The organism is Pseudomonas sp. CFBP 13710, assembly GCF_014842235.1.
In the GTDB taxonomy this organism is placed as follows: Bacteria; Pseudomonadota; Gammaproteobacteria; order Pseudomonadales; family Pseudomonadaceae; genus Aquipseudomonas; species Aquipseudomonas baltica.
Genome location: NZ_JACYVJ010000012.1, coordinates 13,584 through 30,336, shown reverse-complemented (window position 1 = coordinate 30,336; position 16,753 = coordinate 13,584). Strand labels below are relative to the sequence as shown.

Genomic DNA, 16,753 nt, shown 5'->3' with positions numbered 1-16,753 from the left:
CGTGAGCCAAGGATGTTCCGATGATTGTCATCAATGCACGTTTTCTGACCCAGGAGCTACGCGGGGTGCAACGGTTCGCCGAGCAGACCTGCCTGGCGCTCAAGCGTCAACGTGACGACCTGGTGTTCGTTACCCCGCCGGGCGTGCGCATGCACGAAACCGCTCGGCTGCTGGATGCTCAGGTCGTGGGCACTCGTACCGGTCACCTGTGGGAACAACTCGACCTGCCGCGCTACCTGCGCAGCCAGGGCAATCCATTGCTGCTGTCGCTGTGCGCCACGGCGCCGCTGTTCTATGGCAACCAGATCGCCACGCACCACGACATCACCTACGTGCGTCACCCACAAAGCTACACCTGGCAATTCCGCACGGCCTATCGCCTGATGACGCCCCTGCTGCTCAAGCGCTTGAAGACCTTGATCACGGTTAGCCAGTTTTCCAAGCGCGAGATCGGCGAGTTCTACAACTTTGCGGCGCAGAAGATTCTCGTGGTGCCGAATGCCGTGGGTGAAGAGTTTCAGCCCGGCGAACCGCTGCAAGCCGGCGGCCCGCGTTATCTGTTGGCGGTGTCTTCGCCCAGCGCGCACAAGAATTTCAGCCGCATGATCCAGGCGTTCCTGCAGCTCAAGGGTTTCGACCAGGTGGAGTTGCGCATCGTCGGCGGCGGCGGTGCAGTGTTCTCCGACCCCGATCTGGAAGCCTTGGCCAAGCGCGATGCTCGGGTGCGCTTTCTCGGGCGCTTGAGCGACGCCGAGTTGATCGAGCAGTACCAGGGCGCAGCGGCCTTCGTGTTTCCTTCGCTGTATGAAGGCTTCGGCATTCCGCCACTCGAAGCGCAGGCCTGTGGCTGCCCGGTGCTGGCGGCCAATGCCGCCTCGATCCCCGAGGTGCTGCAGTCCAGTGCCTTGTACTTCGACCCGCTGGATGTCGAGCACATCAGCCGGGCCATGGCCCTGGCGTTGAACAGCCTGACCATTCGCCAGCATTTACGCACCCTGGGTCTGCAGAACGTGGCGCGGTTCAGCTGGGATGCTTCGGCACGGCTGATCAGCGATCGCATCGACAGTGTCCAGGTACGGCGTCCACGCGGTGCCACCCTGAACCAGCCGTCCAGCGGCAAGGAGCACTCATGACTCGCCTGGGATATCTGGATGCCTTGCGCGGTATCGCCGCCTTGCTGGTGGTGGTCTGTCACCTGTGGCAGCCATTGCTGGGCCCCGGTGCGCTGCCGTACTTCTGGCTGGACATCGGCAAGCTGGGCGTCATCTGGTTCTTCCTGCTCAGCGGCGTGGTGATTCCGTTCAGCCTGCAACCGGGGCCGGGCGGCGCACGGCGCTTCATCGTCTCGCGGGTGCTGCGCCTGTACCCGGCCTACTGGCTGTCGCTGGCGCTGTACATCAGCATGCTGGCGCTGACCGGCGAAACCCTGCCGAGCTGGCAGCAGGTGGTCGCCAACCTGACCATGTTGCAGGCCGCCATGGGCGTCGAAGACGTGATGGGGCTGTACTGGACGCTGTTCATCGAGTGGCTGTTCTACGCCCTGTGCCTGGGCCTGATGCTGATCGGCCGACTGCGCAGCACCGGCTTCCGCGCCGCCTGCTCGCTGGCCCTGCTGGCCGCCGCAGTGGGCATGGGCCTGATGCGCATGCTGCTCGAACGCAAGCTGCCGGTGGCGTTGCCGTTGGGGCTGTCGCTGATGCTGTTCGGTTCGATCTGGCGCGACTGCCTGCTGGGCCAGGCCGATGCCCAGGTGCGCCGCTGCGTGAAGGGCCTGCTGCTGGCCTACGCCGTGGCCCTGCCGCCGACTTTCTTCGCCGCCTACGGCTTCGATGCCGGCAATGGCGAGTACTGGTTCCGCTACTGCTTCACCTATCTGTTGGCCATCAGCAGCTTCATGTTGCTGACCCAGCGCATCCGCTTGCATCAACCGTTGTTGCTGTGGCTGGGCACCATCAGTTACTCGCTGTACCTGCTGCATCCGAGCATGGAGCTGTTGTGCCGTTACCTGCTGGGCGTTCCCGGTCGTTCGTTGTCGGTGACATTGCTTGCCACCGCGCTGTCGCTGTTGGCTGCGCACGTGAGCTATCGCTTCGTCGAACTGCCTTTCATCAAGTTGAGCAAACGACTCAACGCCCGTGCTCGTCCGAGCGCGCCCCTCATTCCCGAACTGCAGGTGCCCTATGAAAATAGCAATCGTCCATGATTGGCTCGTCACCTACGCCGGTGCCGAAAAGGTGCTGGCTTCGATGCTCAAGATCTGGCCCGACGCGGACCTGTTCTCGGTCATCGACTTTCTCAGTGACGAAGACCGCAAGCACCTGGGCGGCAAGCGCGCCACCACGACCTTCATCCAGCGCCTGCCCAAGGCCCGCACGCGCTATCAGAAATACCTGCCGCTGATGCCCATGGCGATCGAGCAACTGGACCTGTCCGGCTACGACCTGATCCTGTCGAGCAGCCACGCGGTGGCCAAGGGTGTGCTCACCGGGCCCAACCAGTTGCACATCAGCTACGTGCATTCGCCCATTCGCTACGCCTGGGACCTGCAGCACCAGTACCTGCGCGAAGCCAATCTGCTGGCCGGCCTTAAGAGCAAAGTGGCGCGGATGATCCTGCACTACATGCGCATGTGGGACCAACGCACCGCCGCCGGTGTCGACGAGTTCATCAGCAACTCGCAGTTCATTGGTCGACGCATCGACAAGGCCTATCGCCGCCCCTCGACGGTGATCTACCCACCGGTGGACACCACCGGTTTCAACCTGCAGACCGAGAAGCAGGATTTCTACCTGACCGCCCAGCGCATGGTGCCGTACAAGAAGGTGCCAATGATGGTGGAGGCGTTCAGCGCCATGCCCGACAAACGCCTGATCGTCATCGGCGACGGCCCGGAAATGGAAAAGTGCCGCGCCGTGTGCGGCCCCAACGTCACGCTGATGGGCTATCAGTCGTTCGAGGTATTGCGCGAGCACATGCAGAACGCCCGAGGCTTCGTCTTTGCCGCCGAAGAGGATTTCGGCATCAGCCCGGTCGAGGCCCAGGCCTGCGGTACGCCGGTGATTGCCTTCGGCCGTGGCGGCACCCTCGAAACCGTACGCGGGCTCAACGACGACAACCCCACCGGTGTGTTCTATTACCAGCAGACAGTGGCTGCCTTGACGGCCGCCATCGAAACGTTCGAAAGCCAGGCGTCGCGCTTCAATGCGCGCACCTGCCGGGAAAATGCCCTGCAGTTCGCGGAAAAGCGTTTCGAACGGGAAATGCGCCAGTTCGTCGAGAAACGCTGGAACGAAGCGCGTCTGGGTGACGCCTTCGACTGCAACCCGGTATTGGGCCTGGCCGACACCGGCCTGCTGCTCGCCGCGGCCCAGAAGCTCTAGGCCGCGCACGCAAGGATTTCACCGCAACACCGCTGTTCTGAACCTCCCAAATACCGTGCGAGAAGTCTGATTCTCCAAGGAAGATTGCAATGAAACGAACTGTATTCGTAGTCGCGTTGTTCGCCGTGCTGCTGCAAGGATGTGTGTTTTCCCCAGGCCAGCACATGACGCCTGAGGATGCCGCCGACGACATCGGCGAAACCGGACCGGTAACGGTCCTGCCGATCAACGCGCAGACGGTCGCGCAGCATCAGAGCCTGTACCGGCCCGAACCGGTACCTGCGGCGCTGTATGGCTACAAGCCGGGCGACTACCGCATCGGCGCCGGCGACGGTCTGCAGATCACGGTCTGGGATCACGTCGAGCTGAATTCGCCGACCAACCAGGAGCCACGCGCCCAGGGCACGCAGATCGTGCGCAACGACGGTACCGTGTACTACCCGTTCATCAACTCCATCCAGGCCGAGGGCAAGACGGTCAGCGAACTGCGCAATGACCTGCAGCGCGCCTTGTCGCGCTTCCTGACCGACACCCAGGTGGACGTCAACGTGCAGAACTACGCCAGCCAGCGCGTGGTGTTTTCCGGTTCGTTCAAGAACGCCGGCCCGCAGGTTCTGAACAACGTGCCGCTGTCGCTGATCGAAGCGGTCAGCCGCGCCGGTGGCGACGATGGCAGCGGCAACCTGGCCGGGCTGATCCTCAAGCGTGATGGGCACGAGTACCTGCTGGACATCGACACCCTGAACCGCAAGGACTCCAAGCTCAACGGCATCTACCTGAAGAACGGCGACCAGCTGCACCTGGGCAACAACCGGGCAAACAAGGTCTACGTGCTCGGCGAAGTCAATTCGCCCCAGGTGATGACCTACGGCACCAGCACCTTCACCCTGCTCGAAGCGCTGGGCAATGCCGGTGGCCTGTCCCAGGAAACCGCCAACGCCGAGGCCATCTACGTGATCCGTGGCGCCCAGGACCGCTCCAAGCAACCGGCCACGGTGTTCTACCTCAACGCCAAGAAGCCGACCGCCTTCCTGCTCGCCCGCCAGTTCGACCTGCAGGCCTCGGACGTGGTCTTCGTCGGTCCTTCGGACATCACCCGCTGGAACCGCTTCATCAGCCAGTTGCTGCCGTCGGCCACCGTGGTTGCTACCGGTAATGCACTGGGTCAGTGATCGGACCACAGAAGCGCCACTGAACGCTTTGGCAAGCGCTTGACTCCAAGTCTTGCCCAGGCGCTCAGCGTAAGCGTTTCGCGCCGATGGGCTTTCGCATCATCTGCCCACTTCAGGAATTCCCATGACTGACCCACGCAACGTTGCCCACGACAAGAAAGTCCAGCAGGAAAAGAAGAACAACGGCGAAGAGATCGCACCCAACGCCGAACACGCGCCACAGCCAGGCATGAAGCCGGCGCTCAAGCACGATGACGAGCAGCAGGACGAGCAGGACGACAAGGCCTGAACCAGGCGCCGACCTGAGCTGAAGACGGCCTCTGGCGGCGCTGACCCACGTCGGTGACCGCCAGATCGCTTGCCAAGATGCGAATTTCTCCGCAATCCGCGCAAAAGCCTGTTCTGCCTGGGCAATCCCCATGCGAACGGCTCCCCGCCTACCCGCAAATCCGCTACGATGATTCCCTACAGCCTTACCGCTCAAAGGGAATTGACATGCCTCATCCTTCACTGCCGGCCGCAGAACACGTGGTGCTCGACAACGGCCTGCACGTGCGCCTGCATCATGAGCCGCGTCTCAAGCGTGCCGCCGCCTTCATGCGCGTCGCTGCGGGCAGCCATGACGTACCTGCCGCCTGGCCGGGCCTGGCACATTTCCTCGAACACCTGTTCTTTCTCGGCACCGAACGCCACAGTGGCGACCATGGCCTGATGGCCTTCGTGCAGAACCACGGCGGGCAGATCAACGCCAGCACGCGCGAGCGCTGCACCGACTATTTCTTCGAGGTGCCGGTGAGCGCCTTCGCCGGCGCGCTGGAGCGCCTGTGCGACATGCTCGGCCATCCGCGCATGACCCAGGCCGAGCAATTGCGCGAGCGCGAAGTGCTGCATGCCGAGTTCGTCGCCTGGTCGCGCGACCCCGAGGCACGCCACCAGCAATGGCTGACCAGTGCGCTGGACGCCGAGCATCCGTTGCGCGCGTTCCACGCCGGCAACCGCTACAGCCTGCCGGTGCCGCGCGACTCGTTCCAGCAGGACCTGCGCAGCTTCTACCGGCGCTTCTACCAGACCGGGCAGATGACCTTGTGCCTGGTGGGCCCGCAACCGCTGGAACAGCTGCGCGCCATGGCCGAAAAAGTGGCCGGTGCGCTGCGCCCCGGCGATACCGCCGAACAGATCGCCCCGCCGCCGCTGGTAGGGACGCCGGGAGAGGCAGTCGAACGTGCGGACAGCAGCCGTTTCAACCTGCTGTTCGCCTGCGAAAACCTGCCCCGTGGTGCCACCCAGGCGCTGGAGTTCCTCGGCACCTGGCTGGGCGCCAGTCAGCACGGCGGGTTGCTGGCCGAGCTGCGCCGTCGGCAACTGGTGCAAAGCCTGGAGCTGAGCACCTTCTACAGCTTCGCCGACCAGGCATTGATCAATATCGAATTCAAGCTCACCCCGGCGGGCGAAACGGCCACGGCGCTGATCAGCCAGCTGTGCTTCGACTGGCTGGAGTTCTTCCAGGCTCACGACGACTGGCAGGGCCTTCGCGAAGAATTCCGCCTGCTCAACGAGCGCCGTCTGCAGGTTGCCAGTGCGTTGGAGCTGGCCCGCCACCACAGTGACGAAACCCCGTGCGAGTTGAGCCGACAAGCCGTGCAGGCGCTGCGCGAGGTGCTTGAGCAACTGCGCCCGGAACACCTGCTGCACCCGATGGAAGCCGGTCCGGAGCGCGACCTCGCCGGCCGCTGGCGGCTGCCGCCACGCAACCGCTTTCTGCGTCCGAGCCGACGCCCGGATCACCCCGTGGCCGACCCACAAGGCCTGGCGTACTGGCACGGCGCTTCGGCGCACAGCCACGAAGCGGCGCTGCACCTGCGCTGGCGGGTCAATGCCTCGCGCCACCAGGGGTTGTTCCGCACCCTGCAGGACAGCTTGCGCAAACTCGCCGAAGAAGCCCGCCAGGCCGGTGTGCAAATGGTCTTCAGCAGCCTGGGCGACGACTGGCAGCTCAAGCTCAGTGGTGTGCAGGCGCCGATTCCGGCGCTGCTCGAACAGGCCCTGGAGCTGCTCGCCATCCCCGCTCCGGAGGTCTGGCATCAGGCCGGGCAGGAACCGCCGAGCGCAACCCTGACCCCCATCAAGGAACTGCTCAAGCGCCTGCCCGACCACAGCCTGGGTTATTTCCACAGCCGTACCTCCGATGAAGACCTGCGTCCCCTGGCGCTGCAGAAGCTGTGGGGCGCGGCGCGCTGGGATGGCCTGGCGGTCGGCATGGACGACGGCGAACGCAGTGCGCTGAACAATGCGTTGCGCAAGATGCCAGGCACTGCCAGCCCGCATCTTGCGCAACCGCATCCGGCCCATTCGGGGCGCAGCTGGAGCCACGTGCCGTGCCAATCGAGCGAACATGCATTGCTGCTGTTCTGCCCGGTACCCAGCCAGAGCATTGCCGACGAAGCGGCCTGGCGCCTGCTCGCGCAGCTGTGCCAGACGCCGTTCTACCAGCGCCTGAGGGGCGAACTGCAACTGGGCTACGCCGTGTTCAGCGGCCTGCGCCAGGTGGCGGGGCGCACGGGTCTGGTGTTCGGCGTTCAGTCGCCTCATGCACCGCTGGCCGATATTCTCGGCCATGTGCAGACCTTCATCGAAACCCTGCCGACGCTGGTCGAGGCCTGCAAGCCTGCGGCGCTGGACACCCAGCGCGAAGAACTGGCCAATCGTCACGAGCGCTCGCAAATGGACCTGCTGCCCCTGGCCGATCTGCTCTGGCAGGCTTGCCAGGCCGGCCATGGCGCCGACTATCTGGCTGCCCTGCAGCGGGCGGTGCGCGAGCTGCGCACAAGCGACCTGCAACAGGCGGCGCAGCAACTGGCCAGCGGCACCGGTGGCTGGCTGTGCCTGGCCACAGGCCCTGCGGTGGAGCCTGCGTGGCTGCCGGCGCAGCGATCGTTACCAGGCAGGTAACGGACTTTATCGAATAATTAACCGTAGGCGCCTATCTTATTTAGTAACATAGTCGCCCAAGGAGCATTGAACGTCCTACGGTCGGGGCGGACTAATGCTACAAGCCCATCAACCTAGAAGGAGATCTCTTATGTGGACCAAACCTGCTTACACTGATCTGCGCATCGGCTTCGAAGTCACCATGTACTTCGCAAGCCGCTAAGCTTCAGTTGCAACGCAACGCCTCGGCCAGTCACTGACCGGGGCGTTTTCATTTCCAGGCTTGATGCTGCGAGTTCTCCATGTATATCCAGATTCTTGGCTCCGCCGCCGGCGGTGGCTTTCCCCAGTGGAACTGCAATTGCGCCAATTGCAGTGGCTTTCGCGACGGCAGCCTGCGCGCCCATGCGCGCACGCAGTCGTCCATTGCCCTGTCCGACGATGGGGTCAACTGGGTGCTGTGCAATGCCTCGCCGGACATTCGCGCACAACTGCAAGGTTTTGCGCCGATGCAGCCAGGCCGAGCCCTGCGCGATACCGGGATCCAGGCCATCGTGCTGCTCGACAGCCAGATCGACCACACCACCGGGCTGCTCAGCCTGCGCGAAGGCTGCCCGCATCAAGTCTGGTGTACCGACATGGTGCATCAGGACCTGAGCACCGGCTTTCCGTTGTTCAACATGCTCAGCCACTGGAATGGCGGGCTGGACTGGCAGCGCATCGAGCTTGAAGGCAGCTTCGTGATTCCGGCGTGCCCGCACCTGCGTTTCACCCCGCTGCCGCTGCGCAGTGCCGCCCCGCCCTACTCGCCCCACCGCTTCGACCCGCATCCGGGCGACAACCTGGGCTTGATCGTGGAAGACACGCGTACCGGTGGCACGCTGTTCTATGCGCCGGGCCTGGGCCAGGTCGACGACGCGTTGCTCGAACGCATGGCCGGCGCGGATTGTCTGTTGGTAGACGGCACCCTGTGGGACGACGATGAAATGCAGCGACGTGGCGTTGGCACCCGGACCGGACGTGAGATGGGTCACCTGGCGCAGAGCGGCCCCGGCGGCATGCTGGAAGTGCTGGAAGGCCTGCCGCGCCAGCGCAAGGTGCTGATCCACATCAACAACACCAACCCGATCCTGGACGAAGACTCGCCACAGCGCGCCGAACTGGCCAAGCGCGGTGTCGAAGTGGCGTTCGATGGGATGAGCATCGAGTTGTAGTGGCGCCCCATTCCCCAGGAGAACCGCAATGTCCGACACCCCCATGACCCCCGCCGAATTCGAGCAGGCCTTGCGTGCCAAGGGTGCGTATTACCACATCCACCACCCCTATCATGTGGCCATGTACGAAGGCCGCGCCAGCCGCGAGCAGATCCAGGGCTGGGTGGCCAACCGCTTCTACTACCAGGTCAACATCCCGCTCAAGGATGCCGCCATCCTGGCCAACTGCCCGGACCGCGAGATCCGTCGCGAGTGGATCCAGCGCCTGCTCGACCACGACGGTGCTCCCGGCGAAGACGGCGGCATCGAAGCCTGGCTGCGCCTGGGCCAGGCCGTGGGCCTGGATCCCGACCAGTTGCGCTCTCAGGAGCTGGTGTTGCCCGGCGTACGTTTTGCGGTAGACGCCTACGTCAATTTCGCCCGCCGGGCCAACTGGCAGGAAGCGGCGAGCAGTTCGCTGACCGAGCTGTTCGCGCCGCAGATCCATCAGTCGCGCCTCGACAGCTGGCCAGCCCACTACCCGTGGATCGACCCGGCCGGCTACGAATACTTCCGCACCCGCCTGGGCCAGGCCCGGCGCGACGTGGAACATGGGCTGCATATCACCCTGCAGCACTACACCACGGTTGCGGGCCAGCAGCGTATGCTGGAAATCCTGCAGTTCAAGCTCGACATCCTGTGGAGCATGCTCGACGCCATGAGCATGGCCTACGAGCTGAACCGTCCGCCCTATCACAGCGTTACCGACCAGCGTGTCTGGCACAAGGGGATCGCCCTATGAGCTTCGATCGTCTACAAACCCCGCGCTGGCGCCAGGGCTACCGGTTCCAGTACGAGCCGGCGCAGAAAGGCCACGTGCTGCTGTACCCCGAGGGCATGATCAAGCTCAACGAAAGTGCCAGTGCCATTGGCGGCCTGATCGATGGCCAGCGCAGCGTGGCCGCGATCATCGCCGAGCTCGACGCGCAGTTCCCCGGTGTGCCCGAGTTGGCCATCGATATCGAGCAATTCATGGAGGTCGCCCGTGCACAGCACTGGATCGAACTTGCCCAGCCTGCCACCCACGCCTGAAGTCGGACTGCCGCTGTGGCTGCTTGCGGAACTGACCTACCGCTGCCCGCTGCAATGCCCGTACTGCTCCAACCCCCTGGACTTCGCCGCCCAAGGCAAGGAACTGAGCACCGAGCAGTGGTTCAAGGTGATGGCCGAAGCCCGCGAAATGGGCGCCGCGCAGATCGGTTTCTCCGGTGGCGAGCCGCTGGTGCGCCAGGACCTCGCGCAGCTGATCGGCGAGGCCCGGCGCCTGGGGTTCTACACCAACCTGATCACCTCGGGCATCGGCCTGACCGAACAGAAGATCGCCGACTTCAAGATCGCCGGCCTGGATCATATCCAGATCAGCTTTCAAGCCAGCGACGAGCAGGTCAACAACCTGCTGGCCGGCTCGAAAAAAGCCTTCGCGCAGAAGCTGGAAATGGCCCGAGCGGTGAAGGCCCACGGCTATCCGATGGTGCTGAACTTCGTTACCCACCGGCATAACATCGACAAGATCGACCGCATCATCGAGCTGTGCGTGGCGCTCGAGGCTGACTTCGTCGAACTCGCCACGTGCCAGTTCTACGGCTGGGCCGAGCTCAACCGTGCCGGCCTATTGCCCACCCGTGAACAACTGGTGCGTGCCGAACGCGTTACCAATGAATACCGCGCCAAGCTGGAAGCGGCCGGCAGCGCCTGCAAGCTGATTTTCGTCACGCCCGACTACTACGAAGAACGCCCCAAGGGCTGCATGAACGGCTGGGGCAGCATTTTCCTCACCGTAACGCCCGATGGCACCGCGCTGCCGTGCCACGGCGCGCGTCAGCTGCCGGTGGAGTTTCCCAACGTGCGCGATCACAGCCTGCAACACATCTGGTACGACTCTTTTGGCTTCAATCGCTTCCGCGGCTATGCCTGGATGCCCGAGCCGTGCCGCTCGTGCGACGAGAAAGAGAAGGACTTCGGTGGCTGTCGCTGCCAGGCTTTCATGCTGACCGGCGATGCTGCCAATGCCGATCCGGTGTGCAGCAAGTCGCCCCACCATGGCGTGATCCTGCGGGCTCGTGAAGAAGCGGAACACGCTACCCAGACGATCGAACAATTGGCCTTTCGCAATGACCGAAACTCACGCCTCATCGCCAAAGCATGACCGCTTCAGCGCTTCCCAGGCCGTAGCTGCCGGGACCGATTTCGCCGAACTTCGGGTCGGCCCTGCTGGCGTGTTCTGGAACGAGTTCCGTCCCCAGGATGGCGCCTGCCGCCTGTGGACCGAGCAGGACGGTGTGGCGGTTTGCCTGACGCCCGACGGTTACAGCGCGCGCAGCCGGGTCTACGAATACGGCGGTGGGTCGTTCTGCCTGGCGAACGACGAACTGGTGTTCGTCAACGAGGCCGACCAGCAGCTCTACCGTCAGCCGGTGACCGGCGGCCTGCCGCAACCGTTGAGCTTCGGCCAGAAGCGCTACGGGGGGCTGGAATATGCCGCAGGCCAAGTGCTGGCGGTGGAGGAAGACGGCGACATTCATCGCCTGGTGGCCATCGACCTGGCCAGCGAGCGTCACCGCGTGCTGGCCGAAGGTGCCGACTTCTACGCCTCGCCGGTGTTGAGCCCGGACGGCACCCGTCTGGCCTGGATCGAGTGGGACCGCCCGCACCAGCCATGGACCCAGACGCGGCTGATGTGCAGCGAACTGGCGGCCGTGGCGGAATGCGTGGCCAGCGGTTTCAGCCTGCAGCAGCCGCGCTTCGATGAACAAGGGCGGTTGTATTGCCTGTCCGATGCGAACGGCTTCTGGCAACCGTGGGCAGAAGTCGACGGCAAATGGGCGCCTCTGCCCGCGGCGTCGGCCGACCATGCCGCAGCGCCTTGGCAACTAGGTGCTTGCACCTGGCTCCCGGCTGCCGATCAGGGCTATCTGGCGAGTTGGTTCGACGACGGTTTCGGCCGCCTGGGGCTGTGCGATGGGCAGGGCCATTGCCTGGACTACAGTGGCGATTTCACGCGGTTTCGCGCGTTGGCCATGGATGCCGACCACCTCTATGCCATCGCCGGTTCACCGTTGCAGCCTTCGGCGGTGATTGCCGTCGACCGGCGTGATCACAGCCTGCGCATCCTGGCGGGCGGGTATTCGCCGCTGCCGGCCGAGCAGGTCAGCCTGCCGCAGCCGCTGAGCTACCCCAGCGGCGGTGAGCAGGCTCACGGCTTCTTCTATGCCGCGCAGGGTGACGAGCGCCATCCGCCACTGGTGGTATTCATCCACGGCGGGCCGACGTCGGCGTGCTACCCGGTCTTCGACCCGCGCATCCAATACTGGACCCAGCGCGGTTTCGCCGTGGCCGACCTCAACTATCGCGGCAGCAGCAACCATGGTCGCGCCTACCGCCATGCCCTGCACCTGCGCTGGGGCGAAACCGACGTGCAGGACGCCTGCGCTGTGGTCGACTACCTGGCCACGCAAGGCCGCATCGATGCGCAGCGCGCGTTCGTACGCGGTGGCAGCGCGGGCGGCTATACGGTGTTGTGTGCACTGGCATTCGCCAAGGTGTTCAGGGCCGGTGCCAGCCTGTACGGCGTGAGCGATCCGGCCGCGTTGGGGCGCGTCACCCACAAGTTCGAAAACGACTACCTGGACTGGCTGATCGGCGACCCGGACAGCGACCGACAGCGCTACGAAGAGCGCACACCGCTCCTGCACGCCGATCGAATCACGGCCCCGGTGATTTTCTTTCAGGGAGAGTTGGATGTAGTGGTGGTGCCGCAGCAGACTCGTGACATGGTCGCCGCGTTGCAGGCGGGAGGTGTGCCGGTGGAAGCGCACTACTATGACGAGGAACGGCACGGCTTTCGCAATGCAGCCAACCTGGCTCATGCCCTGGAGCATGAATGGCGCTTCTACCTGAAGGTCATGCGCGAGGACGACCGCGGGCTGTCCGATCTGCTTTGAACGGGTACCGGTGCGGTCGTCAGGCAGACGAGCGCACCGGCAGCGGCATCACCTTCTGCTGGCGATGATGTACACCGCGTGGATGATGCCAGGAATGTAGCCCAGCAGGGTCAGCAGGATGTTCAGCCAGAACGCGCCGGCGAATCCGACTTGCATGAACACGCCGACTGGCGGCAGAAGAATGGCGAAAATGATACGAATGATGTCCATGGCGCAGCTCCTTGAGGTCGATGCATAACAGACCTCGGGCAATCCCCGGCGTTCCGCACGCGGCTGTATCACCCAAGCCCTAGAGCTGGGCGTCGAGACCATCGAGCAGCCGCTTCAATGCACCCTGGTTGGCTCGCATCACGTCCAGCCCAGCCTGCCCGCTGCGCACCGCTTCGCGGGGCAGCTCCAGCCACCGCCGCAGCGCCGTTGCCAAGCCTTGCGCGTCGTCGACTTCGACCAGCGCCCCGGCCTCGCGCAGCATCGCGCCTATTTCGAGAAAGTTGAACATGTGCGGCCCACTCAACACCGGCTTGGCCAGTGCTGCCGGTTCCAGCGGGTTGTGCCCACCGTTCTCCACCAGGCTGCCGCCAACGAAGGCAACGTCTGCCAGTGCATAGAGGAACAGCAGCTCGCCCATGGTATCGCCCAGCAACACCTGGGTGGTCGCCGTAACTGCTTGCTCGAGCGAACGCTGCACCGTACTGAACCCTTGCGCCTGGCACAGCCCGTGGACCGAAGCGAAACGCTCCTGGTGCCGCGGAACCAGAATCAGCAAGGCATCGGCATGGCTGGCCAGCAGTTGCCGGTGGGCGGCCAATATCACCGCATCCTCACCTTCGTGGGTGCTGGCAGCGATCCAGACCGGACGTTCCTGTGCCTGCCACTGCTCGCGCAACCGGGCTGCGCGCACGGGCACGGCCGGGTCGACGCTGAGGTCGAACTTGATCGAGCCCGTCACCTGCACGCATTCCGGGCGTGCGCCCAAGTCCAGAAAGCGTTGCGCCTCGGTTGCGGTCTGCACCGCCAGCAAACTCATCTCGGCCAGCATCGGCGCGGTCAGGCCTTTGAAGCGGGCATAGCCCTTGGCCGAACGCGCGGAAAGCCGCCCATTGGCCAACGCCACCGGGATGCCGCGGCGGGCGCACTGGTGAATATGATTGGGCCACAGTTCGGTTTCCATGATCACTGCCAGGCGCGGCCGCACGTGGTCGAGAAAGCGGCCGGACGCCCAGGGCAGATCGTACGGCAGGTAGCAGTGCTGGATGCGGGGCTCGCCGGCGAACAGTGCCTGGATGCGCTCCGACCCGGTCGGGGTCATGCAGGTGACGGTGATCGGCAGCTCGGGGTGGCGCAGCAGCAACTGGCGGATCATCGGCGCTGCGGCAATGCTCTCGCCCACCGACACCGCGTGCACCCAGATGCCGCCCGGCTGCATCGCCGGCAGCCGGTAGGCGAAACGCTCGCCGAGGCGCTGCCCGTAGGCCGGTGCCTTGCGCGCGCGCAGCCATAGACGCACGGCCAGCAACGGCAGCCCCAGGTGAAACAGCAAGGTGTAGAGAGTTCTGTTCATGGCGGCGAAGTTTACTCAGGTCGCCGTGCTTGACCAAGCACCGGCAGACACCGCACGAACCGATTGCCCGCTGACGGTTCGAAAGGGACCAGCCCCCAGTGGCCGTGCATCGCCTAGAATGCCTGCATCGAAAAGGAGCTCCACCATGAACGCCTATGTTTTTCTTGCCATCGCCATCTGCGCCGAAGTGATCGCCACCGTGTCCATGAAGGCAGTCAAGGGCCTGAGCACGCCACTGCCGCTGATCCTGGTGGTGGTCGGCTATGGCATCGCCTTCTGGATGCTGACCCTGGTAGTGCGCACCGTGCCGGTGGGCATCGCCTACGCCATCTGGGCCGGCATGGGCATCGTGCTGGTCAGCGTCGCCGCGCTGTTCATCTACGGGCAGAAGCTCGACCTGCCGGCCATGCTCGGCATGGCGCTGATCGTGCTGGGCGTGGTGGTGATCCAGCTGTTCTCGAAAACCACCGGGCACTGAGGCTGTATACTCCCCCGCCTGTCCAAGCCTGCGAGGTCTGCAATGCCGTCTGAACTGTCCACTGATATCGTCATCGTCGGCGCCGGTGTCGCCGGGCTCTGGCTCAACGCGCGGCTGCGCGCCCTGGGCTATTCGACGGTGCTGGTGGAGAACGCGCGCCTGGGCGGCGGGCAGACGTTCAAGGCCCAGGGGATCATTCACGGCGGCGCCAAATACGCCCTGCACGGCGCGCTGACCGGGGCGTCCGAAGCGATTGCCGACATGCCGCGGCGCTGGCGTGAGGCGCTGGCCGGTGATGGCGAACTCGATCTTTCCGGTGTGCGGCTGCTGTCCGAGGCGCACTACCTGTGGTCGCCGGGCACCCTGGCGGGCAACCTCACCAGCTTTTTCGCCAGCAAGGCCGTGCGCGGTCGGGTCGATCAAGTCAAGGGCGAGCAGTTGCCACCGGCGTTGCAGGACCGCGCCTTCAAGGGCAAGGTCTACCGCCTGGCCGAGCTGGTGGTCGACGTGCCCAGCCTGGTCGCACGGCTGGCCGAGCTGGCCGGTGATGGGCTGCTGGCCGGCGAGCGCATCGAGCCTTTGTATGACCAGGGCCGGCTGGCTGGGCTGATCGTCGATGGCCGGGTGATTCGTGCCCAGCGCGTGGTGCTCAGTGCCGGCGAAGGCACCCAGGCCCTGTTGACCGCGCTGGGCGTCGAACAACCCACCATGCAGCGTCGGCCACTGCACATGGTGCTGGCCAAGGGCGCCAACCTGAAACCGTTGTATGCCCATTGCCTGGGCGGTGGGCCGAAGCCGCGCATCACCGTCACCACCCACCCGGGGGCCGACGGCCAATGGGTCTGGTACCTGGGTGGAGAGATCGCCGAGGCCGACGGCGTGGCCCGCGAACCGGCGCAGCAGATCGCCGCCGCGCAGAAGGAAATCGCGCACCTGTTGCCGTGGGTCGATCAAAGCCAGATGCGCTGGGCCACCTTGAGGGTCAATCGCGCCGAGCCTGCGCAGTCGGGGCTGGTGCGCCCGGACAACGCCTTTCTGGCCGATCAGCCCGGTTTGCTGGTGGGCTGGCCGACCAAGCTGGCGCTGGCGCCCGACTTCGCCGACCGGGTCATCGGCGCCTTGCAGCGCGACGGCATTTCGCCCCTCGCGCATGCGCCCCTGCCCGAACTGCCCAAGCCGGCCCTGGCCACACCTGTCTGGGATGAACTGCTGCCATGAGCCTGCCGACCCTGCACGATCTGCACCGCCCGCTGGGTGACACCGGCCTGCGGGTCTCCCCCCTGGGCCTGGGCACGGTGAAGCTGGGCCGCGACCAAGGGGTGAAATACCCCAGCGGCTTCACCATTCCCGACGACAGTGTGGCGCGCATGTTGCTCGACCAGGCGCGCCAGCTGGGCATCAACCTGATCGACACCGCGCCGGCCTATGGCATCAGCGAAGAGCGCCTAGGCCCATTGCTGCGTGGCCAGCGTCAGGAGTGGGTTATCGTCAGCAAGGTCGGTGAAGAGTTCGAGGCCGGCCAGTCACGCTTCGATTTCAGCGCCGAGCACACGCGGTTCTCGGTGGAGCGCAGCCTGAAACGCCTGGAAACAGACTTCATTGATCTGTTGCTGGTGCATTCGGACGGCAACGATCTGGAGATTCTCGAGGGCAGTGAGGTGTACCAGACGTTGGCGGCGCTGAAAGCCGAAGGCAAGATTCGTGGCTTCGGCTTTTCCGGCAAGACCGTTCAGGGCGGGCTGAAAGCCTTGGAAACCGGGGACTGCGCCATGGTCACCTACAACCTGAGCGAGCAGTCCGAGCGCCCGGTGCTCGACTACGCAGCTGCCCACGGCAAGGCCATCCTGGTGAAAAAGGCCTTGGCCAGCGGTCATGCCTGCCTGGCACCGGGGGTCGATCCGGTGCGCGCCAGCTTCGAGCTGCTGTTCGCCCACCCTGGGGTCGCCAGTGCTATTGTCGGAACGATAAATCCGCTGCACCTGTCCCACAACGTAGCGACAGCCGCTGCCGTGCTACTCAGGAATTGACGCCGCCGACGCG

Annotated in this window: 17 protein-coding genes; 15 read left to right on the top strand and 2 right to left on the bottom strand. The window is 64.7% G+C overall.

Annotation, left to right across the window (positions count from 1 at the left end; genetic code table 11):
- Positions 1 to 20: 20 nt before the first annotated feature.
- From IFT44_RS18955 to IFT44_RS18900, 12 genes are all read left to right on the top strand, one after another.
- Entirely contained in the window at positions 21 to 1,133 is a 1,113-nt protein-coding gene (locus IFT44_RS18955) for a glycosyltransferase family 4 protein (protein WP_185795352.1), read from the top strand.
- Positions 1,130 to 2,203, top strand: a complete 1,074-nt coding sequence (locus IFT44_RS18950; RefSeq protein ID WP_122477098.1) for an acyltransferase family protein — start codon at positions 1,130 to 1,132, stop codon at positions 2,201 to 2,203. Before IFT44_RS18955 ends, IFT44_RS18950 begins: the two co-directional genes overlap by 4 nt.
- Positions 2,181 to 3,380, top strand: a complete 1,200-nt coding sequence (locus IFT44_RS18945; RefSeq protein WP_122795579.1) for a glycosyltransferase family 4 protein — start codon at positions 2,181 to 2,183, stop codon at positions 3,378 to 3,380. Before IFT44_RS18950 ends, IFT44_RS18945 begins: the two co-directional genes overlap by 23 nt.
- 89 nt (positions 3,381 to 3,469) lie before the next feature.
- On the top strand, positions 3,470 to 4,552 hold the full coding sequence (locus IFT44_RS18940; RefSeq protein ID WP_192176412.1) for a polysaccharide biosynthesis/export family protein: 1,083 nt from the start codon (positions 3,470 to 3,472) through the stop codon (positions 4,550 to 4,552).
- Positions 4,553 to 4,676: 124 nt separating this feature from the next.
- Positions 4,677 to 4,841, top strand: a complete 165-nt coding sequence (locus tag IFT44_RS18935) for a hypothetical protein (RefSeq protein ID WP_122477093.1) — start codon at positions 4,677 to 4,679, stop codon at positions 4,839 to 4,841.
- 206 nt (positions 4,842 to 5,047) lie between these two features.
- A complete protein-coding gene (pqqF, locus tag IFT44_RS18930) occupies positions 5,048 to 7,501 on the top strand; it encodes a pyrroloquinoline quinone biosynthesis protein PqqF (RefSeq protein WP_192176411.1) in 2,454 nt (817 codons plus the stop codon).
- A gap of 130 nt (positions 7,502 to 7,631) precedes the next feature.
- Positions 7,632 to 7,703 carry a pyrroloquinoline quinone precursor peptide PqqA gene (gene pqqA / locus IFT44_RS18925; protein ID WP_008365141.1) on the top strand — a complete coding sequence of 24 codons (72 nt, stop codon included), beginning with the start codon at positions 7,632 to 7,634 and terminating at the stop codon, positions 7,701 to 7,703.
- Between the two features lie 79 nt (positions 7,704 to 7,782).
- Positions 7,783 to 8,694: a pyrroloquinoline quinone biosynthesis protein PqqB gene (gene pqqB, locus IFT44_RS18920; RefSeq protein ID WP_192176410.1), complete on the top strand. Its 912-nt coding sequence runs from the start codon at positions 7,783 to 7,785 to the stop codon at positions 8,692 to 8,694.
- Positions 8,695 to 8,722: 28 nt separating this feature from the next.
- Positions 8,723 to 9,475, top strand: coding sequence for a pyrroloquinoline-quinone synthase PqqC (gene pqqC, locus IFT44_RS18915; RefSeq protein ID WP_122477088.1), 753 nt, complete (start codon positions 8,723 to 8,725; stop codon positions 9,473 to 9,475).
- Positions 9,472 to 9,765: a pyrroloquinoline quinone biosynthesis peptide chaperone PqqD gene (gene pqqD / locus IFT44_RS18910; protein WP_122477086.1), complete on the top strand. Its 294-nt coding sequence runs from the start codon at positions 9,472 to 9,474 to the stop codon at positions 9,763 to 9,765. Before pqqC ends, pqqD begins: the two co-directional genes overlap by 4 nt.
- Positions 9,719 to 10,879, top strand: a complete 1,161-nt coding sequence (gene pqqE, locus IFT44_RS18905) for a pyrroloquinoline quinone biosynthesis protein PqqE (protein WP_122477084.1) — start codon at positions 9,719 to 9,721, stop codon at positions 10,877 to 10,879. The genes pqqD and pqqE overlap by 47 nt, the downstream gene beginning before the upstream one ends.
- A complete protein-coding gene (locus IFT44_RS18900) occupies positions 10,845 to 12,674 on the top strand; it encodes a S9 family peptidase (protein ID WP_192176409.1) in 1,830 nt (609 codons plus the stop codon). The genes pqqE and IFT44_RS18900 overlap by 35 nt, the downstream gene beginning before the upstream one ends.
- A 48-nt stretch (positions 12,675 to 12,722) precedes the next feature.
- On the opposite strand, the gene IFT44_RS18895 is transcribed toward IFT44_RS18900, so the two are convergent.
- Together IFT44_RS18895 and waaA are read right to left on the bottom strand one after the other, a co-directional pair.
- A complete protein-coding gene (locus IFT44_RS18895) occupies positions 12,723 to 12,884 on the bottom strand; it encodes a YqaE/Pmp3 family membrane protein (RefSeq protein WP_122477081.1) in 162 nt (53 codons plus the stop codon).
- 79 nt (positions 12,885 to 12,963) lie between these two features.
- The gene (waaA, locus tag IFT44_RS18890; protein ID WP_192176408.1) at positions 12,964 to 14,235 is read right to left on the bottom strand and encodes a lipid IV(A) 3-deoxy-D-manno-octulosonic acid transferase; all 1,272 of its coding nucleotides are present in this window, start codon (positions 14,233 to 14,235) and stop codon (positions 12,964 to 12,966) included.
- A 145-nt stretch (positions 14,236 to 14,380) separates the two neighbouring features.
- On the opposite strand from waaA, the gene IFT44_RS18885 reads away from it, so the two are divergent.
- From IFT44_RS18885 to IFT44_RS18875, 3 genes are read left to right on the top strand one after another with little or no spacing between them, the layout of a single operon-like run.
- Positions 14,381 to 14,713, top strand: coding sequence for a DMT family transporter (locus tag IFT44_RS18885; RefSeq protein ID WP_122477078.1), 333 nt, complete (start codon positions 14,381 to 14,383; stop codon positions 14,711 to 14,713).
- 42 nt (positions 14,714 to 14,755) lie between these two features.
- Positions 14,756 to 15,931, top strand: coding sequence for an NAD(P)/FAD-dependent oxidoreductase (locus IFT44_RS18880; protein ID WP_192176407.1), 1,176 nt, complete (start codon positions 14,756 to 14,758; stop codon positions 15,929 to 15,931).
- Positions 15,928 to 16,740 (top strand): aldo/keto reductase, encoded by an 813-nt coding sequence (locus tag IFT44_RS18875; protein ID WP_192060096.1) that lies wholly within the window; start codon positions 15,928 to 15,930, stop codon positions 16,738 to 16,740. Before IFT44_RS18880 ends, IFT44_RS18875 begins: the two co-directional genes overlap by 4 nt.
- Positions 16,741 to 16,753 lie beyond the last annotated feature (13 nt).